17 protein-coding genes are annotated in these 22,574 nt (G+C 52.4%); 11 read left to right on the top strand and 6 right to left on the bottom strand.

Translation table 11 applies throughout. The annotated features are described in order from the left end of the window. Positions 1–56: 56 nt before the first annotated feature. Positions 57–737, top strand: a complete 681-nt coding sequence (locus GHC22_RS22400; RefSeq protein ID WP_003825173.1) for an oligogalacturonate-specific porin KdgM family protein — start codon at positions 57–59, stop codon at positions 735–737. 78 nt (positions 738–815) lie between these two features. Continuing rightward, positions 816–2,240 (top strand): MFS transporter, encoded by a 1,425-nt coding sequence (locus tag GHC22_RS22395; RefSeq protein WP_032945626.1) that lies wholly within the window; start codon positions 816–818, stop codon positions 2,238–2,240. Positions 2,241–2,298: 58 nt separating this feature from the next. Here the strand turns inward: GHC22_RS22395 and metJ are convergent, their stop codons facing one another. Further along, the gene (metJ, locus tag GHC22_RS22390) at positions 2,299–2,616 is read right to left on the bottom strand and encodes a met regulon transcriptional regulator MetJ (protein ID WP_003825168.1); all 318 of its coding nucleotides are present in this window, start codon (positions 2,614–2,616) and stop codon (positions 2,299–2,301) included. 265 nt (positions 2,617–2,881) lie between these two features. Between metJ and metB the strand changes: the two genes are divergently transcribed. From metB to katG, 4 genes are all read left to right on the top strand, one after another. Continuing rightward, positions 2,882–4,042 carry a cystathionine gamma-synthase gene (metB, locus tag GHC22_RS22385; RefSeq protein ID WP_003028818.1) on the top strand — a complete coding sequence of 387 codons (1,161 nt, stop codon included), beginning with the start codon at positions 2,882–2,884 and terminating at the stop codon, positions 4,040–4,042. Positions 4,043–4,044: 2 nt separating this feature from the next. Then, entirely contained in the window at positions 4,045–6,477 is a 2,433-nt protein-coding gene (locus GHC22_RS22380) for a bifunctional aspartate kinase/homoserine dehydrogenase II (RefSeq protein ID WP_032945630.1), read from the top strand. A 374-nt stretch (positions 6,478–6,851) separates the two neighbouring features. Beyond that, positions 6,852–7,739: a methylenetetrahydrofolate reductase gene (gene metF, locus GHC22_RS22375; RefSeq protein ID WP_008787045.1), complete on the top strand. Its 888-nt coding sequence runs from the start codon at positions 6,852–6,854 to the stop codon at positions 7,737–7,739. 167 nt (positions 7,740–7,906) lie between these two features. Next, a complete protein-coding gene (katG, locus tag GHC22_RS22370; protein ID WP_032945632.1) occupies positions 7,907–10,087 on the top strand; it encodes a catalase/peroxidase HPI in 2,181 nt (726 codons plus the stop codon). Between the two features lie 86 nt (positions 10,088–10,173). Here katG and GHC22_RS22365 read toward each other — a convergent pair whose 3' ends face one another. The 3 genes from GHC22_RS22365 to ptsP are packed head-to-tail and all read right to left on the bottom strand — an operon-like array spanning position 10,174 to position 14,469. Then, positions 10,174–11,277, bottom strand: coding sequence for a glycerol dehydrogenase (locus GHC22_RS22365; protein ID WP_153753916.1), 1,104 nt, complete (start codon positions 11,275–11,277; stop codon positions 10,174–10,176). 12 nt (positions 11,278–11,289) lie between these two features. After that, positions 11,290–11,952 (bottom strand): fructose-6-phosphate aldolase, encoded by a 663-nt coding sequence (gene fsa, locus GHC22_RS22360; RefSeq protein ID WP_003825157.1) that lies wholly within the window; start codon positions 11,950–11,952, stop codon positions 11,290–11,292. 15 nt (positions 11,953–11,967) lie between these two features. Next, positions 11,968–14,469 carry a phosphoenolpyruvate--protein phosphotransferase gene (ptsP, locus tag GHC22_RS22355; protein WP_048227754.1) on the bottom strand — a complete coding sequence of 834 codons (2,502 nt, stop codon included), beginning with the start codon at positions 14,467–14,469 and terminating at the stop codon, positions 11,968–11,970. A gap of 308 nt (positions 14,470–14,777) precedes the next feature. Here ptsP and GHC22_RS22350 point away from each other — a divergent pair, with 308 nt between their 5' ends. The 5 genes from GHC22_RS22350 (at position 14,778) to GHC22_RS22330 (ending at position 19,793) form a co-directional block, all read left to right on the top strand. Beyond that, the gene (locus tag GHC22_RS22350; protein ID WP_003825153.1) at positions 14,778–15,857 is read left to right on the top strand and encodes a PTS fructose transporter subunit EIIC; all 1,080 of its coding nucleotides are present in this window, start codon (positions 14,778–14,780) and stop codon (positions 15,855–15,857) included. A gap of 14 nt (positions 15,858–15,871) precedes the next feature. Then, positions 15,872–16,192 (top strand): PTS fructose-like transporter subunit IIB, encoded by a 321-nt coding sequence (locus GHC22_RS22345; RefSeq protein ID WP_003825151.1) that lies wholly within the window; start codon positions 15,872–15,874, stop codon positions 16,190–16,192. Positions 16,193–16,293: 101 nt separating this feature from the next. Next, entirely contained in the window at positions 16,294–18,591 is a 2,298-nt protein-coding gene (locus GHC22_RS22340; protein WP_153753915.1) for a formate C-acetyltransferase, read from the top strand. Further along, the gene (locus GHC22_RS22335; RefSeq protein WP_153753914.1) at positions 18,557–19,435 is read left to right on the top strand and encodes a [formate-C-acetyltransferase]-activating enzyme; all 879 of its coding nucleotides are present in this window, start codon (positions 18,557–18,559) and stop codon (positions 19,433–19,435) included. The genes GHC22_RS22340 and GHC22_RS22335 overlap by 35 nt, the downstream gene beginning before the upstream one ends. A gap of 1 nt (position 19,436) precedes the next feature. Next, positions 19,437–19,793 carry a PTS fructose-like transporter subunit IIB gene (locus GHC22_RS22330; protein WP_048215171.1) on the top strand — a complete coding sequence of 119 codons (357 nt, stop codon included), beginning with the start codon at positions 19,437–19,439 and terminating at the stop codon, positions 19,791–19,793. On the opposite strand, the gene GHC22_RS22325 is transcribed toward GHC22_RS22330, so the two are convergent. Together GHC22_RS22325 and GHC22_RS22320 are read right to left on the bottom strand one after the other, a co-directional pair. Continuing rightward, complete coding sequence (locus GHC22_RS22325) at positions 19,780–20,640, bottom strand: helix-turn-helix transcriptional regulator (RefSeq protein WP_153753913.1); 861 nt, start codon at positions 20,638–20,640, stop codon at positions 19,780–19,782. The two genes, GHC22_RS22330 and GHC22_RS22325, sit on opposite strands and share 14 nt — an antisense overlap. A 151-nt stretch (positions 20,641–20,791) precedes the next feature. Continuing rightward, a complete protein-coding gene (locus GHC22_RS22320; protein ID WP_153753912.1) occupies positions 20,792–22,525 on the bottom strand; it encodes a phosphoethanolamine transferase CptA in 1,734 nt (577 codons plus the stop codon). Positions 22,526–22,574 lie beyond the last annotated feature (49 nt).

Here is a 22,574-nt window from a genome sequence, read left to right as displayed (position 1 = left end):
TTTTATGGACAAACGAGATGGATTATTTCCGTTGTTGAGTGTGAAGAGGGATTGTCATGAAATTTAAATCTGCGTTATTACTGATTCCATTATTCTCTGCGGCCGCACAGGCGGGTTATGTTGATTACCGACATGAATATTATGACGATGGACGTAATTACGATCGTGTGTATATGTCTCACCGTTTTGCCACGGGTTTTGGTGTGGCAGTAGAAGCCATTTCTCGTTCCGAAAACACGCAGTCAAATGATGCGTGGAATAATATGGAAAGTAACGGCAACGAGTATACCGCAAGCTATCAGTTCACCTGGCAGGGTCTTGTCTGGCAGCCCGGCATTGCAATCGAAACGGGCGATAATATCGCGATTTATAAGCCTTATATCCGCGTACAGTACAACATCAACGACAACTGGTGGACCGCGTTCCGCTATCGTCAAGAGTACATGCGCAGAAACACTGACGGCAAAGATGACCGCATGGTCTATCGTCCGGAAGCCTGGCTTGGTTATAACGTCAATGACTGGATGTTTGAGCTAAATGGTATTTATAAAATTGCCGATAGCGAAGATTTATATAACAACCGGAAAGATGATTATGAATATAACTTCCGCGTGGCGTACAAATTAGGCTCCTGGGTTCCATTTGTTGAGGTTGGCAACGTTTCCTCGGGTTATAACACAACAACGACAGACGATCGTCAGACCCGTTATCGTGTCGGTCTTGGTTATAACTTTTAATCGGTAATAGTTTTCGTATCGGCTGATTACGTCGATAAGCATAGTTTGTGTGAATAATATGTCTAAGGAGTTGACATCATGTCTAATGATGGAACTATTATCGGAAATAATGAAACCACTGCCGTCAGGCCTTTCGGAATTAGAGATAAAATTGGTTATTTATGTGGTGACCTCGGAACCTGTTTTATTCTTGGCTTAGTTAATAGTTTTTTAATGATTTATTACACTAACGTCCTCGGTATTTCCGGCGTTATTGTTGGCTCACTCTATTTTGTGACCAAACTCTTTGATGCGTTCGTTGATGTTGGTGTAGGGCGCTTATGCGATACCTCTAAACTGACGGTACATGGACGTTTCAACCCGTGGGTGCGTCGCATGAAGTATCCATTTTGCATCATTGCGGTTGTCCTGTTCCTGCCGTTTGTGAATGATTTTTCTTATACGGCGAAAATCATCTACATCTGCTGCTCCTATTTCATTTACGGTTCGCTGTTATCGACCGTGAGTATTCCGTACGGTGCTATGTCTGCGGCGATTAGCTCGAATCCTGAAGATCGTGTATCGCTTTCAACCTGGCGTAGCGTTGGGTCAGCAATTGGCGGTGGGGCAACTGGCTTTTTCATTCCAATCCTGATGTACACCACCCTGGTGGATGGAAGCCAGGTGATTTCCGGGCAACACTTCTTCTGGATTTCCATTGGTTGCGCAGTGCTGGGCTTGATCTTTTTATCCTTGACCTGTCATTTAACGACGGAGCGCGTGCGCGTGGAGAGAAAAGAGAGCATGCCCGTTTCGGTGTTGCTGAAGGGACTGGCACGCAATAAGGCGCTGATTGTTTTAGTGGTTGTGGATTTGCTGATTGTAATTAATCAGGGGTTGTCCGGTACCAACATGACTTACCTGTTTAATGACTATTTCCACAATAAAGAGGCGATGTCAGTCGCGTTGCTGTTTACCTTTGGTTCCCTGGTTCTGCTGGCGCCATCGGCATCCTGGCTCACGAAGCGGTTTGGTAAAAAAGAAGCCAGTGTAGGCGCGTTGCTTTTTGCCGTGGTCATGTATGTGATTATGTACTTTGTCCACATTACGGATGCAAAGGTCTATCTGGTTTTCTTGTTCCTGGCGACGCTGGGTGCAGGGTTATTCAACCTGATGATTTGGGCGTTTATGACTGATGTTTGTGACTACCATCAGTATGTCACTGGCGATCGCGAGGATGGCACGGTTTATGGTGTGAACTTCTTTGCGCGCAAGGTTGGTCAGGCATGTGCAGGGGCGATTGGTGGGTTTATGCTGGCTATCATTGGCTATCAATCATCGTCAACAGGTGGTGCAGTGCAAACCAGCATTGTGCAGGAAAATATTTATACGATGGCGAATCTCTTGCCGGCGCTATGCCTGTTTTTGGCGGCGGTCATTCTGATTTATTTCTATCCATTGAACCGTACGGAAACGCTCAAAATGGAAGAAACATTGAATAAACTCAATGGTATTAGTAAGTAACACTGTGAGAAAAGGCGGGAGCATTCCCGCCTCTACACGCCCATTGCTGTTCTAACTATCAGTATTCCCACGTTTCCGGGTTGATACCCAGTTCACGCATGATTACCTTTGCTTCTTCCGGGATTTCATCACTGCGTTCTTTACGCAGGTCGTCATCGTTGGGTAAGGGTTGCCCAGTAAAAGCATGCAGAAACGCTTCACACAGCAGTTCGCTGTTGGTGGCGTGGCGCAGGTTGTTCACCTGACGACGCGTGCGTTCATCGGTAAGGATTTTTAACACCTTCAGAGGAATGGAAACCGTAATTTTTTTGACTTGCTCACTCTTCTTACCGTGCTCAGCGTATGGGCTGATATATTCGCCGCTCCATTCAGCCATGAGATACCTAATCCTCTTCGTCATTAATATTGAGGCCAGAACCTGAGCCCGGACCATAATTGCGCGTAGTTTATCGTAGTGGCGTGGCCCTGACACGAAGTAAGCCGACGCAGATGTACGCTAATGCATATAATTTTAACGGCTATTTCCAGTTTGCTCAATCTATACGCAAAGAAGTTTAGATGTCCAGATGTATTGACGGCTATCGTAACTATGATTACTCTGGTGTCTGACTTTTCACCGACTCAGCCAGGATCTCCTCAATATGACGCGTAAACAGGCCACCATCGCAGTGCGTAGCGGGTTAAATGACGACGAACAGTACGGTTGCGTTGTCCCGCCGATTCACCTCTCCAGCACCTATAACTTTACCGGATTTAATGAACCTCGCGCCCATGACTATTCGCGTCGCGGCAACCCAACGCGCGATGTTGTTCAGCGTGCGCTGGCGGAACTGGAAGGCGGTGCAGGTGCTGTGCTGACCAATACTGGCATGTCGGCGATTCATCTGGTGACCACGGTCTTCCTCAAGCCAGGCGATCTGCTGGTCGCACCGCATGACTGCTACGGCGGGAGCTACCGACTGTTTGACAGTCTGGCAAAACGTGGCTGTTACCGCGTCCTGTTTGTCGATCAAGGAGATGAGCAGGCATTGCAGGCCGCATTGGCGGAAAAACCGAAGCTGGTGCTGGTAGAAAGCCCAAGCAACCCGCTGCTGCGCGTGGTGGATATTGCGAAAATCTGTCAGCTGGCGCGTGAAGCTGGCGCGGTCAGCGTGGTCGACAACACTTTTTTAAGCCCGGCACTGCAAAATCCACTGGCATTGGGCGCCGATCTGGTGTTGCATTCATGCACGAAATATTTAAACGGTCACTCAGACGTGGTGGCTGGTGTTGTGATAGCGAAAGATCCGGAAACGGTCACTGAACTGGCATGGTGGGCGAATAATATTGGTGTGACCGGCGGCGCGTTTGATAGTTATCTGCTGTTGCGCGGCCTGCGTACTCTGTCTCCTCGAATGGAGGTGGCGCAACGTAATGCTCAGGCGATAGTCGATTATCTGCAAACTCAGCCGCTGGTGAAAAAATTGTATCACCCGTCATTGCCGGATAATCAGGGCCATGAGATTGCCGCGCGTCAGCAAAAAGGCTTTGGCGCGATGTTAAGTTTTGAACTGGATGGTGATGAGCAAACGCTGCGCCGCTTCCTTGGCGGGTTGTCATTGTTTACGCTGGCGGAATCGTTAGGGGGTGTTGAAAGTCTGATCTCCCACGCCGCAACCATGACACACGCGGGCATGGCGCCAGAAGCGCGTGCTGCTGCCGGAATTTCCGAAACGCTGCTGCGTATCTCCACCGGTATTGAAGATGGCGAAGATTTAATTGCCGACCTGGAAAATGGCTTCCGGGCTGCAAACAAGGGGTAAACATGAGTGTGATTGCGCAGGCAGGGGCGAAGGGTCGTCAACTGCACAAATTTGGTGGTAGTAGTCTGGCAGACGTGAAATGTTATCTGCGTGTCGCAGGCATTATGGCGGAGTACTCGCAGCCTGATGACATGATGGTTGTTTCAGCCGCAGGCAGTACCACTAACCAGTTGATTAGCTGGCTGAAATTAAGCCAGACCGATCGCCTTTCTGCGCATCAGGTTCAACAGGCGTTACGTCGCTATCAGAGCGAGCTTATCAGCGGTTTGTTACCGCCTGATATAGCGGATGGACTAATTGGTGCGTTTATTCACGATCTGGAGCGTCTGGCTGGATTACTCGACAGTGGCGTGAACGATGCCGTCTATGCTGAGGTTGTTGGGCATGGTGAGGTATGGTCCGCGCGTTTGATGTCTGCGGTCCTTAACCAACAGGGGCTGGAGTCAGCCTGGCTGGATGCGCGCGATTTTTTACGTGCTGAACGCGGTGCCCAGCCGCAGGTAGATGAAGGTCTTTCTTACCCGCTGCTACAGCAACTGCTGGCGCAGCATCCGGGTAAACGGCTGGTGGTTACCGGCTTTATTAGCCGCAGCAATTGCGGTGAAACGGTCCTGCTGGGGCGTAACGGCTCCGACTACTCGGCGACGCAGGTTGGCGCGCTGGCGGGCGTTTCTCGCGTAACTATCTGGAGCGATGTCGCCGGGGTTTACAGCGCGGATCCGCGTAAAGTAAAAGACGCCTGTTTGCTGCCGCTGCTGCGTCTGGATGAAGCCAGCGAGCTGGCGCGTCTGGCGGCACCGGTTCTCCATGCCCGTACCTTACAGCCGGTTTCCGGTAGCGATATCGATCTCCAACTGCGTTGTAGCTATACGCCGGAGCAGGGTTCAACGCGCATTGAACGCGTACTGGCCTCCGGTACCGGGGCGCGTATTGTGACCAGTCATGATGACGTCTGCCTGATTGAGTTTTTGGTTCCGACTGGCCAGGACTTTAAGCTGGCTTATAAAGAGATTGATCAGGTTTTAAAACGTACCCAGGTGCGTCCGCTGGCAGTGGGTGTGCATCCTGACCGCCAACTGCTGCAATTTTGCTATACCTCCGAAGTCGCTGACGGCGCACTGAAAATTCTGGATGAAGCTGGTCTGCCGGGCGAGCTGCGTTTGCGCCAGGGGCTGGCGCTGGTAGCGATGGTCGGGGCGGGCGTCACCCGTAATCCGCTGCACTGCCACCGTTTCTGGCAACAGTTGAAAGGTCAGCCGGTTGAATTCACCTGGCAATCGGAAGAGGGTATCAGCCTGGTCGCGGTACTGCGTACTGGGCCAACAGAGAGCCTGATTCAGGGCCTGCATCAGTCAATTTTCCGCGCGGAAAAACGCATTGGTCTGGTGTTGTTCGGCAAAGGCAACATTGGTTCGCGCTGGCTGGAGCTGTTCGCTCGCGAGCAGAGCACGCTCTCGGCGCGCACCGGATTAGAGTTTGTGCTGGCGGGTGTGGTTGATAGCCGTCGTAGCCTGCTGAATTACGAAGGGCTGGATGCCAGCCGCGCGTTAGCTTTCTTTGATGACGAGGCAGTAGAGCAGGATGAAGAGTCTCTATTCCTGTGGATGCGTGCTCACCCGTATGATGATTTAGTGGTGCTGGACGTTACTGCCAGCGAGCAACTTGCGGATCAGTATCTGGATTTTGCCAGCCATGGTTTCCACGTTATCAGCGCCAACAAACTGGCGGGGGCGAGCAGCAGTCATAATTATCGCCAAATTCATGACGCTTTTGAAAAAACCGGCCGCCACTGGCTGTATAACGCCACCGTGGGAGCAGGTTTGCCGATCAATCATACCGTGCGCGATCTGATTGATAGTGGAGATACCATTCTGTCGATCAGCGGGATCTTCTCCGGTACGTTGTCGTGGTTGTTCCTGCAATTTGATGGCACGGTCCCGTTCACCGATCTGGTGGATCAGGCGTGGCAACAGGGGCTGACTGAACCCGATCCGCGCGTAGATCTTTCCGGCAAAGATGTGATGCGTAAGCTGGTGATTCTGGCGCGTGAAGCAGGTTACGACATCGAACCGGACCAGGTTCGCGTGGAATCGCTGGTGCCTGCGCATTGTGAAGAAGGCTCTATTGACCATTTCTTTGAGAATGGTGATGAGCTGAACGAGCAGATGGTGCAGCGTCTGGAAGCGGCGCGTGAAATGGGGCTGGTGCTACGCTATGTGGCGCGTTTTGATGCTAACGGTAAAGCGCGCGTTGGTGTTGAGGCGGTTCGTCCTGAACACCCGCTGGCGGCGCTGTTGCCGTGCGATAACGTATTCGCCATTGAAAGCCGCTGGTATCGCGATAACCCGCTGGTGATCCGTGGACCGGGCGCAGGTCGTGACGTCACCGCCGGCGCTATTCAGTCAGACATCAACCGTCTGGCGCAACTGCTGTAGTTTTTGTTGCCGGATGATCCGGCCGACGGTTCGTTTGTGACCCAGGCCGGATAAAATACGTCAACAGCCATCTGCATAATCACTTCAACGCTCTCATCCTGCGTTAAACCTACCCGTATTGCGTCTTACCCGCGCTCTGGCCAGAGGCGAGTCTGTCACCGCTCTCGTTAACGGCTTGCAGACGGTCATGCCACAATTCCTCATCATTTCAGGCTGATGTGAATTTTTTTCACGTTGGCTGAGTATTCCTCACCTTTAACGATGATTTTTGTGTTGACGCCAGCGTGCTTTTCCGTCATTTTTACATCTAGACGTCTAAACGTATAGCAGTTCACAACACAACATATAACGACAAAAGATTGATGAGGTAAGGTATGAGCTTTTTTCACGCCAACCAGCGGGAAGCGCTGAATCAGAGTCTGGCCGAAGTACAGGGGCAGATTAACGTTTCTTTCGAATTTTTCCCGCCGCGCACCAGTGAAATGGAGCAAACCCTGTGGAACTCTATCGATCGCCTGAGCAGCCTGAAGCCGAAGTTTGTTTCAGTCACCTACGGTGCAAACTCTGGTGAGCGCGACCGTACGCACAGCATTATTAAAGGCATTAAGGATCGCACTGGTCTTGAAGCAGCTCCGCACCTGACCTGTATTGATGCAACCCGCGATGAGCTGCGCACCATTGCTCAGGACTACTGGAATAACGGTATTCGTCATATTGTTGCTCTGCGCGGTGACCTGCCGCCGGGAAGCGGTAAACCGGATATGTATGCCTCTGACCTGGTGACTCTGCTGAAAGACGTTGCGGACTTTGATATCTCCGTTGCGGCTTACCCGGAAGTACACCCAGAAGCGAAGAGCGCTCAGGCCGATTTGCTGAACCTGAAGCGTAAGGTTGATGCCGGTGCAAACCGCGCCATTACTCAGTTCTTCTTCGATGTAGAAAGCTATCTGCGCTTTCGCGATCGCTGTGTGTCTGCGGGAATCGATGTGGAAATTATTCCGGGTATCCTGCCAGTCTCTAACTTTAAGCAGGCGAAAAAATTTGCCGATATGACCAATGTTCGTATCCCTTCCTGGATGTCGACCATGTTTGATGGTCTTGATGATGATGCGGAAACCCGCAAGCTGGTAGGTGCAAACATCGCTATGGACATGGTGAAAATCCTCAGTCGCGAAGGGGTGAAAGATTTTCACTTCTATACCCTTAACCGTGCCGAGATGAGCTACGCAATTTGTCACACGCTGGGAGTAAGACCAGCATAATTAGTGCCTCAGCCCTCTTCGGAGGGTTTTTTATTGATCATTTTGATCTACATCTCTGTAACTTTAAATATAAAAGGAATGAGCTATCGAATCTGTGGGTTTTTTCGACTATATCTTATCTCTGGTGGTGTATATCGTAGTCAGAACACTGTAAAGGGAGCATATAGATGAGCATGTCCGACGATAGCCAGAACGCATCAACTGCCGGTAAGTGTCCTTTTCATCAGGGCGGGCCGGATCACAGCGCGGGAGCAGGAACGAACAACCGCGACTGGTGGCCCAATCAACTCCGTGTAGATCTTTTAAACCAACATTCCAACCGTTCTAACCCGCTGGGTGAGGACTTCGACTACCGCAAAGAATTTAGCAAACTTGACTACTCTGCCCTGAAAGGGGATCTCAGAGCCCTTCTGTCCGAATCTCAACCGTGGTGGCCCGCTGACTGGGGAACCTATGCCGGATTATTTATCCGCATGGCATGGCACGGTGCAGGGACCTATCGCTCCATCGATGGACGCGGTGGCGCGGGTCGCGGACAGCAGCGTTTTGCACCACTGAACTCCTGGCCGGACAACGTCAGCCTGGATAAAGCGCGTCGTCTGCTGTGGCCAATCAAGCAGAAATATGGCCAGAAAATTTCCTGGGCCGACCTGTTTATCCTTGCGGGTAACGTGGCGCTGGAAAACTCAGGCTTCCGTACCTTCGGCTTTGGTGCCGGTCGTGAAGACGTCTGGGAACCGGATCTCGACGTAAACTGGGGTGATGAAAAAGCCTGGTTGACCCACCGTCATCCGGAAGAACTGGCAAAAGCGCCGCTGGGCGCAACCGAAATGGGCCTTATCTATGTGAACCCGGAAGGGCCGGACCATAGCGGCGAACCGCTCTCTGCGGCCGCGGCTATTCGCGCGACCTTCGGTAACATGGGTATGAACGACGAAGAAACCGTAGCGCTGATTGGCGGCGGTCATACGTTGGGTAAAACCCATGGTGCAGCACCGGCTTCGCACGTAGGCGCCGATCCAGAATCCGCACCAATTGAAGCGCAGGGCCTGGGCTGGGCCAGCAGCTACGGCAGCGGCGCGGGTGCAGACGCAATTACTTCCGGTCTGGAAGTGGTCTGGACGCAGACGCCGACCCAATGGAGCAACTATTTCTTCGAGAACCTGTTCAAATATGAATGGGTACAAACCCGCAGTCCGGCAGGCGCGATTCAATTTGAAGCGGTTGATGCGCCAGAAATTATCCCCGATCCGTTCGATCCGTCGAAAAAACGTAAGCCAACAATGTTGGTTACCGACCTGACGCTGCGTTTCGATCCGGAGTTCGAGAAGATTTCCCGCCGTTTCCTGAACGATCCGCAGGCCTTCAACGAAGCGTTTGCCCGCGCATGGTTTAAGCTGACGCACCGTGATATGGGGCCAAAAGCGCGTTACATCGGACCGGAAGTGCCAAAAGAAGATCTGATTTGGCAAGACCCGCTGCCGCATGCGTTCTTTAACCCAAGCGAAGAAGATATCCTGAAACTGAAGGCGACCATTGCTGCTTCCGGGTTGTCCGTGGGCGAGCTGGTGTCAGTGGCGTGGGCTTCTGCATCAACGTTCCGCGGTGGGGATAAACGTGGCGGCGCTAACGGTGCGCGTCTGGCGCTGGACCCACAGCGTGGCTGGGATGTGAATGCTACCGCGGCACGCGTACTGCCTGTGCTGGAAGGCATTTATAAGTCAGCCCATACCGCTTCGTTAGCCGATATTATCGTGCTGGCCGGTGTTGTTGGTATAGAGCAGGCGGCTAGCGCTGCGGGTGTCAGCATTAAAGTACCTTTTGCGCCGGGCCGCGTGGATGCGCGTCAGGACCAAACGGATATTGAGATGTTTGAACTGCTTGAGCCGATCGCCGATGGCTTCCGTAACTACCGCTCCCGTCCTGACGTATCGACCACCGAGTCGCTGCTGATTGATAAAGCGCAGCAGCTGACGCTGACCGCACCGGAAATGACCGTGCTGGTGGGCGGTATGCGCGTACTGGGCACCAACTTCGACGGCAGCCAGCATGGCGTCTTTACCGATCGTCCTGGCGTGCTCAGCACTGACTTCTTCGTCAATCTGCTGGATATGCGCCATGAGTGGAAGGCGGTTGATGAGTCAAAAGAGCTGTTCGAAGGTCGTGACCGTCTGAGCGGTGAAGTGAAATACACGGCAACCCGCGCCGATCTGGTGTTCGGTTCTAACTCCGTACTGCGCGCAGTGGCTGAAGTTTATGCCTGCAGCGATGCTCACGAGAAGTTCGTGAGAGATTTCGTTGCCGCATGGGTGAAAGTGATGAACCTGGATCGTTTCGATCTGCTGTAACAGATAATGCCGGATGTCGCTTGTGCGTATCCGGCATAGTATGAATAAAAAAATCCCCGCGATTGCGGGGATTTTTTATTGGCAGGTTATTCCCACTCTTGCAGGTAACGTTGACCGTACTGGTCAGCCACCAGCAGGGCGGCATACACCTGGTCCGGAGTTGCGCCGCCAGGCATGTTGTGGATGGTTTCGCCTTCTGCACAGGCTGCCTCAGCCACAATGCGCATTTTCGCCGGGATATCCTGTTTGATGTCCAGTTGCGCCAGGGTAATCGGCAGGCCAACGGAATGACACAGCGCGGCAACGGTTTCAATTTCATCAACTGGCGCGTTTTCCAGCACCAGCTGTGTCAGCGTACCGAAAGCCACTTTCTCGCCGTGGTAGTAGTGATGCGCATCCGGGATTGCGGTCAGACCGTTATGAATGGCGTGAGCCGCTGCCAGGCCACCGCTTTCAAAACCGACGCCACTCAGATAGGTGTTGGCTTCAATAACGCGCTCCAGTGCTGGTGTAACCACGTGCTGCTCGGCTGCCAGCATCGCTTTTTCACCTTCTTCGATTAGCGTATTAAAGCACAGCTCTGCCAGCGCCAGCGCCGCCTGAGTACACTGACCGCCCGCCATGGTGGTTGCGCCGCTGCGTGAACAAGCACGTGCTTCGAACCAGGTTGCCAGCGCATCGCCAATACCCGCAGCTAACAGACGCGCCGGTGCGCCCGCGACAATTTTGGTATCCACAATGACCCTGTCCGGGTTGTTGGGCAGCAGCAGATAGCGATCGAATTCACCGGCATCGGTGTAAATGACGGACAGCGCGCTGCACGGCGCATCGGTAGAGGCGATGGTTGGGGCAATGGCGACAGGCACGCCCATAAAGTGCGCCAGCGCTTTGGCGGTATCCAGCGTTTTCCCGCCGCCAATACCAAGTACTGCGCCACACTGCGCTTTTTCCGCTACGCCGCGCAGACGGTCGATTTCGTTTTGTGAACATTCGCCGCCAAACGGTGCAATTTCCAGCGCCAGTCCGGCATCCTGAAAGCTTTTTTCCAGTGCGTCCTGGGCAAAGCCTAAGACAAACTTGTCCCCAACGACCAGCCAGCGTTCTGCCAGTGGTTTGAGGTAGCTGCCAAGACGGGTAATAACATCGGCACCCTGGATGTACTTACCAGGTGATTGAATAATGCGATCCATACTTTATTTCCCTCACAGGTTGATGTGACCAAATGCGTTGTTCCAGTCCTGCTCAAACTTCTCTATTGCTGACTCTACCGCAGGGGTATTGAGCATTTGTTGCGCTACGTCTAATGGCAGGGTGATAGCTTCACATCCTGCCAGTAAGCAATCCAGCGCCTGACGCGGGGTTTTAAAGCTGGCTGCCAGTACCATGCTGTTTGGCGCATGCAGCTCCAGTAACGTTTGCAGTTCCTGTACTGTGCGAATCCCGTCGCCGCCCTGTGCGTCGATACGGTTAACGTAAGGCGCGATATATTTAGCTCCTGCCAGCGCAGCCAGTAGCCCCTGAGATGCACTGTATACGGCGGTTCCCAGCGTGGTGATACCCTCTTTTTTCAGCATCTTAATCGCGGCCAGACCTTCGGATGTCACCGGGATTTTCACTACCAGACCAGGCACCGCGTTGCTCAGGCGTTTGGCTTCTTCCACCATGCCCTGTGCGTCTCGGCTCATGGTTTGGGCAAACAAAATACCCTCTTCGCCGATGGCGTTTTGCAGGCGTGGCAGTACATCCCAGATAGATTCTTTGCTTGCCGCCACAATGCTTGGGTTGGTGGTAACACCCGCGATAGGGAAGATGCGTGCCAGACGTTCAACTTCCGCGACGTTGGCGGTATCAAGGTAAAGTTCCATACAAAAACATCCTCTTTAAAGTTCAAGTTCATGTTGCAACAGGCTGGCGATAGCGTCGGCTGAGGCGGCACTAACCAGCGCGTTACGGAATTCTTCATGCATAATGCGGCGCGCCAGACGCGAGAAAATACGCATATGCTGATCGCCAGCGGCATGTTTGTTGAGCGTCAGCATAATAATGAACTGTGCATCATCATCACCCCAACGTACCGGCGCTTGCAGGCGCGCTACGCTGATGGTGGACTGCTCAATATGTTCGGATTTGCTGTGTGGAATGGCGAAGCTAAAACCTAATCCGGTAGAGAAGACGGCTTCGCGCGCCCACAGGTCTGCTTCCAGTTTACGTGGATAGCGGCAACGGCCTGCCAGCAGGAGGTTATCGGTCATCCCTTTGATTACCTCTTCTTTACTGCGCCAGTCGCTGTCCAGTGTGATGCATTCGGCGGTAACCAGAGGTGTATCCTGTTGGGTCATGCGGAACTGAGCCAGCAGATGTTCGACCTCCAGCGAGGTTCGACAAGCCATCGCTTGATTCAGCAATTGACGGCAGGCACGGCTGTCGAGTTGCGCCATCCGCGCTTTGGCGGCGGGAATGGAGGGAGCGCTCATACTGATCTCGTCCAGACCCAGTCCCACCAGCAATGGCAGCACCGAACCTTTGGCACCCAGTTCGCCGCACAGGCCAATCCATTTCCCCTGCCGATGTACTGCCTGTACGGCGTAATCCAGCGCGCGCAGGAAAGCCGGATTCAGGCTGTTGTAGTGGCGGGTAACTTTGGCGTTGTCGCGGTCGACCGCCAGCAGGTATTGCGTCAGGTCATTGCTACCAATACTAAAGAAATCAATCTCTTCACAGCATTGGTCAATGATGAACATCACAGACGGAACCTCCAGCATAATACCGAGCTGGATCTTCTCATCAAACGGAATGTGTTCACTTCGCAGTTGCTGCTTGGCTTCTGCCAGTTTCTCTTTGACCCACAGGATCTCTTCCATCGAGGAGATCATTGGGATCATGATTTTCAGGCTACCGTGCGCTGAGGCGCGCAGGATCGATCGCAGTTGCGTAGTAAACAACGTGGCATATTCTTCATAAATACGCACCGCGCGATAACCGAGAAATGGGTTGGTCTCAGCAGGAATATTCAGATAATCAACGGGTTTATCACCGCCGATATCCATGGTGCGTACAATAATGCTGCGTCCCTTTGCGGGTTCCAGCGCCTGGCAGAAAATGTTGTATAGTTCGTTCTCATCCGGGGCGCAGGTACGGTCCATATACAGCATTTCCGTACGGAACAGGCCAACCGCTTCCGCACCGTTACTAAAGGCTGCTTGTGCTTCCACGGAGTGGGCGATGTTGGCGGCGACTTCCATACGGATGCCATCAGCCGTGCGTGCCTCCTGGGTCAGCCAGATACGTTGCTGTTCCCGAATGGCATCCTGGATACGGGCTTCTTGCTGATAATAACGTACGATGGATTCATCAGGGGCAACGACGACTGCTCCTGCGTTACCATCGATATAAACCGTTTGCTGTAGCCATGGCATCAAAGATTCAATATCTACGCCAACCAGCGTAGGGATGTTGAATGACCGGGCGAGAATCACCGTGTGTGACGTAGTACCACCGCTTTTTAACAGCAAGCCTTTCAGCAATGTTTTGTCCAGTTCGAGGAACTGGCTCGGTGTTAGCTCATCCGCCATGCAAACCGTAGGCTGGGTCAGTTTTCCCGGTGCAGGGAAGCGCTGTTCCCCATAAATTTGCTGCAGAAGCTGGAAGCAAACATCGCGTACATCCAGTGCACGCTCCTGTAAATAACTGCTGCTTGAACGGGCGAATTCATCACAAAAATGTCCGGCACTTTCGACAACCGCCTGGGCGCAGCTTAACCCGCGTGATACGCCGGCGAGCAGGTGCTGGCGCAGTGAGAGGTCGCTTGCCAGCGAGCGGTGTGCTTCCAGAATCGCACTGGTAGCGCCGTCGCTGTCGAGTAATCGAAACTCAATATTTTTCATCAACAGCGTTAAACCGTTATCCAGTGCCGCTTGCTCGGTTTCAATATCTTGAGCGGATGGAAGGTTACTGAGCGCGTTAAGATCCAGCGAAGAAAGCAGACTCAGAACGCCCCCTGCGCTGCCGCTGCAGACGGTGCGAGCGCGGAAAAGCTGTGGATTTAAATGGGTGAGCGATGCCGGAAGTGGCTCCAGCTCGTTGTTTTTGGCTTCCGCTAGCGGTGCATCGCAGTGCGGAAATTCATTTCGTAACCATTGGCTCAGATGCTGGTGGGCTGCCTGTTCATCTGTACCGGAAATCAGCAACTGGCAGCTATCACCCGCCAGAGTATCGGTGCCAATCAACGATAGTGCGCTCTTAGCGTTGCCCTTACGTTCGGTACGCAGGTTGTGCCACTCAATGTGTGAGGTAAAGGTGTTGCACTGCGTTTCTATGTGGCTTGCCGGGCGTGCATGTACGCCATTGGGTAGCTCACAGGTAAATTCCACAATCAGGGCCATAGCCTCATCTCCCATAACGATTTCTCGCTACAGGATAAAAGGGCAACGCCTGAGCCTGCCATGTGACAAATCTGCCAAAAACTGGATAAATGTAATGTAACTATCAAAGTGAGACATCCCTCACAAGTCAGCGTATCCACTATAAATTCCGAGAAACTGCAAGTTATGAGGCGGATCGCATTTTTGTACTGATATTACAAAAGTCCAGCAAATGGCCTTTTTATCCACTGTTTGCGTCGCGTCAGATTGCCTATTGTTTTCCGCAACAAGTTTATGGATATGGGCTTTAGGCAGCCCGGGAGCGACTTATGAAAGAGTTGGTACAAATCCTGAAAAATACTCGTCAGCACCTGATGACCGGTGTTTCGCATATGATCCCCTTCGTCGTAGCGGGCGGTATTTTGCTGGCTGTCTCCGTCATGCTGTATGGCAAAGGCGCGGTACCGGATGCTGCGACCGATCCTAATCTTAAAAAGCTGTTTGATATTGGCGTCGCCGGGTTGACTTTGATGGTGCCATTTCTTGCTGCTTATATCGGCTATTCCATCGCTGAACGTTCTGCTCTGGCCCCTTGTGCGATTGGCGCATGGGTGGGAAACAGCTTCGGTGCAGGTTTCTTTGGCGCATTAATTGCTGGGATTATTGGCGGTATCGTTGTCCATTATCTGAAGAAGATCCCCGTACATAAGGTGTTGCGTTCGGTAATGCCTATCTTCGTTATTCCCATCGTCGGCACTTTTATCACCGCAGGTATCATGATGTGGGGGCTGGGGGAGCCTGTTGGCGCGTTAACTACTAGCCTGACCGAGTGGCTGCAGGGTATGCAGCAGGGCAGCATTGTGCTGCTGGCGGTAATTATGGGACTGATGTTGGCCTTCGATATGGGAGGGCCAATTAACAAAGTTGCCTACGCATTCATGCTGATTTGCGTGGCGCAGGGGGTTTATACCGTCGTGGCAATCGCCGCAGTAGGGATCTGCGTGCCGCCGCTGGGTTTAGGTTTAGCGACGCTGATTGGTCGTAAGAATTTCTCTTCTGAAGAACGCGAAGCCGGTAAAGCTGCGCTGGTAATGGGCTGCGTTGGCGTAACGGAAGGCGCGATTCCGTTTGCTGCAGCCGATCCGCTGCGTGTCATTCCATCGATTATGGTGGGTTCCGCCTGTGGCACGGTAACCGCCGCCCTGTTTGGTGCGCAGTGTTATGCCGGCTGGGGCGGACTGATTGTTCTGCCTGTAGTGGAAGGAAAACTGGGTTATATCGCGGCTGTTGCCGTTGGTGCTGTAGTGACCGCCGTGTGCGTTAACGTACTGAAAAGTCTGGCGCGGAAAAAAGTGTCTCAGGTCGATCAGAAAGAAGATGACCTGGATTTAGATTTTGAAATGAATTAAGTGAGGAATGAGTCATGACCAAGATTATCGCAGTAACCGCATGTCCTTCTGGCGTTGCCCACACCTATATGGCAGCCGAAGCGCTGGAAAGCGCCGCTAAAGCTAAAGGTTGGCAAGTAAAGGTTGAGACTCAGGGTTCGATCGGTCTGGAAAACGAACTGACCGCGGCGGATGTGGCGGAAGCCGACATGGTCATTCTGACCAAGGACATTGGTATTAAATTTGAAGAACGTTTTGCGGGCAAAACTATCGTTCGCGTCAACATCAGCGATGCAGTGAAACGTGCCGACGCCATCATGAACAAGATTGGCGCGCATCTGGCGCAAACCGCTTAACCGTTTGTTTGCCGGATGGCGGCTTCGCCTTATCCGGCCTACAGATGCGTAGGCCTGATAAGCGTAGCGCCATCAGGCAACTATTCCCGCAGGAGTTCCTCATGACGAACCGTATCCAACGTTTAAAAACCGCTCTGTTTCAGAACAACCGTGAAATTTCGCTTGAACGTGCGCTGTTATATACCGCCAGCCACCAGCAGACGGAGGGAGAGCCGGTTATTCTGCGTCGGGCGAAAGCCACCGCATATATTCTTGAGCACGTTGAGATTTCGATTCGTGATGAGGAACTGATTGCCGGAAACCGTACTGTTAAACCGCGTGCGGGCATTATGTCACCGGAAATGGATCCTTACTGGCTGCTTAAAGAGCTGGAGCAGTTTCCAACCCGTCCGCAGGACCGTTTTGACATCAGCGAAGAGGATAAACATCTCTATCGCGATGTGCTGTATCCGTACTGGGAAAAGCGGTCGATGAAAGATTTCATCAACGGTCAGATGACCGATGAGGTTAAAGCTGCCGTCAGTACCCAGATTTTTAGCATTAACCAGACTGACAAAGGTCAGGGACATATCATTATTGATTATCCACGCCTGTTGAATCATGGGCTTGGCGAACTGGTAGCGCAGATGCGAGCGCATTGTCTGCAGCAGCCGGAGAATCACTTTTATCAGGCTGCGCTGCTGCTGCTTGAGGCTTCGCAAAACCATATTCTGCGTTACGCTATGCTGGCAGAGAAGATGGCGGAAAGCTGCCCGGATGCGCAGCGACGCCAGGAATTACTGACGATTGCTGAAAACTCTCGGCATAACGCCCAAAGCAAGCCGCAAACCTTCTGGCAGGCATGTCAGCTGTTCTGGTACATGAACATTATTTTGCAATATGAATCCAACGCCAGTTCTCTTTCACTTGGACGCTTCGACCAGTATATGCTGCCGTTTTATCAGGCTTCGCTGACGCAGGGGGAAGACCCAGCATTCTTACAAGAGATCCTCGAATCCCTATGGGTGAAATGTAATGACATCGTACTGCTGCGATCCACCAGCAGTGCGCGCTACTTCGCTGGCTTCCCAACAGGCTACACCGCGCTACTGGGGGGATTGACGGAGAATGGTCGTAGTGCGGTAAATGTATTGTCTTTCCTCTGTCTTGATGCGTATCAGAACGTACAGCTACCACAACCAAACCTCGGTGTGCGCACGAATGCATTGATCGATACACCGTTCCTGATGAAAACAGCACAGACCATTCGTCTTGGTACCGGCATCCCGCAAATCTTTAACGATGAAGTGGTGGTGCCCGCGTTTCTGAATCGCGGTGTTTCGCTGGAAGATGCGCGGGATTACGCGGTAGTAGGCTGTGTCGAGCTGTCTATTCCAGGCAGAACATACGGTTTGCACGATATCGCTATGTTTAATCTGCTGAAAGTGATGGAAATTTGTCTGCATGAGAACGAAGGCAACCGCACTCTGACGTACGACGATCTCCTGGCGCATATTCGTGCCAAAATCAGCCACTACATCACGTTGATGGTGGAGGGCAGTAATATCTGCGATATCGGTCACCGCGACTGGGCGCCGGTGCCGCTGCTCTCCTCGTTTATTAGCGACTGTCTGGATAAAGGGTGCGATATTACCGACGGCGGTGCGCGTTATAACTTCTCCGGCGTACAGGGGATCGGTATTGCAAACCTGAGCGATTCGCTGCATGCGCTCAATGGGCTGGTATTCGAACAACAGCGCTTATCTTTTGATGAACTTTTGTCGGTGCTAAAAGATAACTTTGCTACCCCGGAAGGCGAGAAAGTTCGCGCCAGGCTGATCAATCGCTTCGAAAAATACGGCAACGATATCGATGATGTAGATAACATTAGCGCCGAACTGCTACGTCATTACTGCAAAGAGGTAGAGAAATACCAGAATCCGCGCGGCGGGCAATTTACGCCGGGTTCGTATACCGTCTCTGCACACGTGCCGCTGGGTTCGGTCGTTGGGGCAACACCGGATGGCCGCTTAGCCGGGGAGCAACTGGCAGATGGGGGGCTGTCGCCGATGCTGGGACAGGATATGCAAGGACCGACGGCGGTATTGAAGTCGGTCAGCAAGCTGGATAACACACTGCTTTCCAATGGGACGTTGCTGAACGTGAAGTTTACGCCAGCCACACTGGAAGGTGAGGCCGGTTTACGCAAGCTGGCGGATTTTCTGCGGGCATTTACCCAGCTCAAACTCCAGCATATCCAGTTTAACGTGGTGAATGCCGACACATTGTGCGAAGCGCAGCAGCGCCCGCAGGATTTCACCGGGCTGGTGGTGCGCGTGGCGGGTTACAGCGCCTTCTTTGTCGAGTTGTCGAAGGAGATCCAGGATGACATCATTCGCCGCACCGCGCATCAACTGTGAGGTAATTGACCCTCGTGGCGAGGAAGTCGCGCGTATATTCAACATTCAGCGTTACTCACTGAATGATGGGCAGGGTATTCGTACGGTCGTCTTTTTTAAAGGCTGTCCGCATACCTGCCCTTGGTGTGCTAACCCGGAATCACTCTCGCCACGTATTGAAACGGTACGGCGGGAGAGTAAGTGTCTGCACTGTACACCCTGTCTGCGTGATGCCGACGAGTGTCCCTCTGGGGCATTTGAACGTATTGGTCGTGATATCACGTTGGACGATCTGGAACGTGAAGTGATGAAAGATGATATTTTCTTTCGTTCTTCTGGTGGGGGGGTAACGCTTTCCGGCGGTGAAGTGCTGATGCAAGCGCCCTTTGCCACACGGTTCCTGCAACGTCTGCGGCGCTGGGATGTGCGCTGTGCAATTGAAACGGCTGGCGATGCGCCGGCCGGTCGCTTGTTATCGCTGGCAAAAGAGTGTGATGAGGTGTTGTTCGACCTCAAAATAATGGATGGAGATCTGGCTCGTGAGGTCATCAACATGAACCTACCGCGTGTACTGGCGAATTTACGGCTATTGGTGGAGGAAGGGGTTAATGTCATACCTCGCCTGCCGCTGACTCCGGGCTTTACGATGAATTCAGATAACACGCAGCATGTGTTGACGATGTTGTCATCACTAGGCATAAAACAGGTACACCTGCTACCGTTTCATCAATATGGCGAGCCCAAATACAGCCTGCTCGGTTTACCCTGGTTGATGAAAGAAGTGCCCGTACCGACGGCGCAAGAGGTGGATATTATACGTAAGATGGCAGAATGCGCCGGATTTCAGGTAACAGTAGGAGGATAGTATGACCATCGCACCTGTACGATATCTGGTTGCTGTCACCGCGTGCGTAAGCGGCGTGGCCCATACCTATATGGCAGCTGAGCGGCTGGAGAAACTCTGCCAGCAGGAAAAATGGAGCATCAAGATCGAAACTCAAGGGGCATTGGGAACCGAAAATCGCCTGATGGAAGAGGATATTAACCGCGCTGATGTGGTGTTGCTCATTACTGATATTGAACTGGCAGGAGCAGAGCGTTTTACGCAGAGCCGATACGTTCAGTCGGGCATTAGCGCATTTCTGCGTGAGCCGCAGCGGGTGATGAGCGCCGTACGAAAGCTGCTTTCAGCGCCACAGCACACACATCTTACTCTGGATTAGCTTCTTTCTCCGTCAATTGGCTGTGGTACTGCCGACGGTATTCTGATGGTGAACGTTCGGTATTTTTGCGAAACAGGCGGCAGAAGTAGTTGCTGTCAACAAACCCACAAATGTGCGCCACCTCTTTAATCTTCAATTCGTAACCCTTCAACAGCGTTTTTGCGTGTTCCAGTCGCGTGTGGTTCAGGTATTCGTTAAACCCGATAGCGCCCGTTTTTTGAAAAAGGTGGGAAAGATAATTGGGTGAGATGTAGAACGCCTGCGCGACGGATTCTCGGGTGAGCGGTGAAGCGTAGCGTTCGTCAATATAGTTGCGAATGGCTTCGAAAAGCGCCTGGCTGCGTGATGCGGTTTGGATCTGGCTGCCGAGCAGATCGCGGCAGTGGCTCAGTAAGCTTGCAACGATTAGCCTGGCGGTTTGCTGCTCCTGCGGCTGCATCTGCATTTCATTGAGCGTTTGCAGCAGGAATGAGCCAACACGCGGTCCACGCCGCGCGACGTGCTGGCGGGTAAGGTTTTGATATTGCTTACCGTCCCACTGAACGATGCTAAAACCCAGTTGCTGTTTGCCAAATAAGATACTGAGCGTGGTCACCGGTGTGAGCCACTGTGGAAAGTTCCAGCCACCAGCCGGAACGAACAAGGCATCGCAAGGCTGTAACGTCGCGGATGCGCCAGCAACACCGTTATCGGTGAATTCACCTTCCAGCACAATCTCCAGTCGGGGAAAATCGACCTGATACGCCAGTTCCGGCGTTGAGCTACTGGTGCTGGCAAAGTAAATCTGCCGCAGCGGTGTGGGGCTGTTGATCAGGCGAGAGAGCAGGTGGCTGATGTCGTGATACATGTTAATCCCTTGCAGGCAGCAGACAGGGAAACAGTAACGTTGAAAACAATCGCCCTCAAGTGATTATTGCCGGATGGCGGCTAATGCCTTATCCGGCCTACAAGTCTTTGCGAGCTGTAGGCCGGATAAGCGTAGCGCATCCGGCAGACTGTTACTGATTACCGATTTGATCGCCGTAAGGCAGGGTATCGTAATCAATCAGGGCATTCTTTTTGTACGGGTTGCCAATCCAGCGGGTCGTCTCTTTGAACTGCGGGCTGGTAATGGCACGAGTTGGATCGAAACCATCATAGGTGAAGCCCGCTAAATCAGACCATGTGTGGATAAGCTCTGAGCTGCTGTATTTACGATTCACATCCTGTGAGAAGTCACGCGGGTGTGCAGCCTGCCATTTTTCCGAGGTCCACAGCAGGAACGGCACCGTATACATATGGCGCGTTGGGTTGTCTTCATTACGACCCTGCGTTTTATGCGGCGGCGTATCGTATACCTCTTCCCCATGATCGGAAAAGTACAGCAGGAAGCCGTTCGGATCAGTCGCTTTATAGTCTTTGATCAGACTGGCAATGATATGGTCATTGTAGACATTCGCGCTGTCGTAATCGTTGTAAGCTTCCAGCTCATCGTTACTCAGGCCAGCGGGCACATTGTCGATATTATTGTCGAACTTACCCTGACCATCCGGGTAACGGAATTTGTACTTAATATGCGTACCCAGCAGGTGAACGATGATGAACTTTTTCGGTGCAGGGTCAGCCAGTACTTCTTTAAATGGCGCCAGCACGTTGCTGTCATATTCGCGCGCACTTTGGGTACGCTGCTGGTTCATATAGAACTGTTTATCCGTCTGCTTAGAGAACACCGTCAGCATGGTGTTGCGGGCGGTCATCGTCTGCTGATTGGTGATCCAGAAGGTTTTATAACCTGCCTGTTTCATCATGTTCATCAGGGACGGCTGAGTCAGATACAGATCTGGGTTCTTCTCGTTGGCAAAGGTCAGCGCCTGCTGCAGGATTTCAATGGTGTACGGACGTGAGGTCACGACATTATTGAACACGGTGAAGTTAGGATCGGATTTATGCAGCGCATCCAGTTCAGGCGTTGTTTCGCGTGGGTAACCGTACAGGCTCATGCGGCCACGTTGCGTTGACTCGCCAATCACCAGTACCAGCGTACGCGGCGCATCACCGGAGTTGTCTTTAAAGTTGGCCAGCGGCGGCAGGGCATTGTTCTCATTCAGCAGGCTGTTCAGCGCGGTCAACTGCTGACGATACTGATAATACCCGGAGATGAACTGCCACGGTGCGGCAGGCTCCATGCGTGAAGCGAGACCATCCAACGTTTTTTCAAACGGCTTATGTTTGATAAATGTGTTCACTGTCATCGGATGCAGAATCAATCCGTATAACAGTGCAAACGACACCAGATAGCGCCAGGATGATGGAATATGCACAGGACGCAGACGTGTCCATAGCAGAATTGCCACAGCTGTATAGGCCAGCGCAATTAAGACAATCTTCAGGCTGAAATATTGGCTCAGATATTCGCTGGCTTCGTTCGCATTGGTTTCAAACATTACGTACAGAACGCTTTGCGAGAACTCTTGCCCGTAGATGACGTAATAGCTCAGAGCAGCCAGCGAGGCCGCCCATAACACCACGCCTATCACTGCAGCAATAATGCGGATACGGTTTGGAAATAAGAATACCGGAATCAACCACAGCGAACTAAACAGCAAGGAGTCGCGTAAACCGGTAGATCCGCTGTAGCCACTAAAATAGATAACGGCCTGCAGTAATGAGGAAAAAAACCAAAAATAGAGGAGCGCCCAACCCAGGGCTTTCCAGCTAAAGGCGGGTTTAGACTGGAGTTGTAAGGATTGCATAATGTGAGCCTGTCTTTAATCGTAGCGCCAAGAGTAGCGACTAAACATT

Source organism: Citrobacter sp. H12-3-2, assembly GCF_009649895.1.
Classification (GTDB): Bacteria; Pseudomonadota; Gammaproteobacteria; order Enterobacterales; family Enterobacteriaceae; genus Citrobacter; species Citrobacter portucalensis.
The sequence above is the reverse complement of the archived record's forward strand: the minus strand, read 5'-3'. Positions and strand labels throughout refer to the sequence as shown.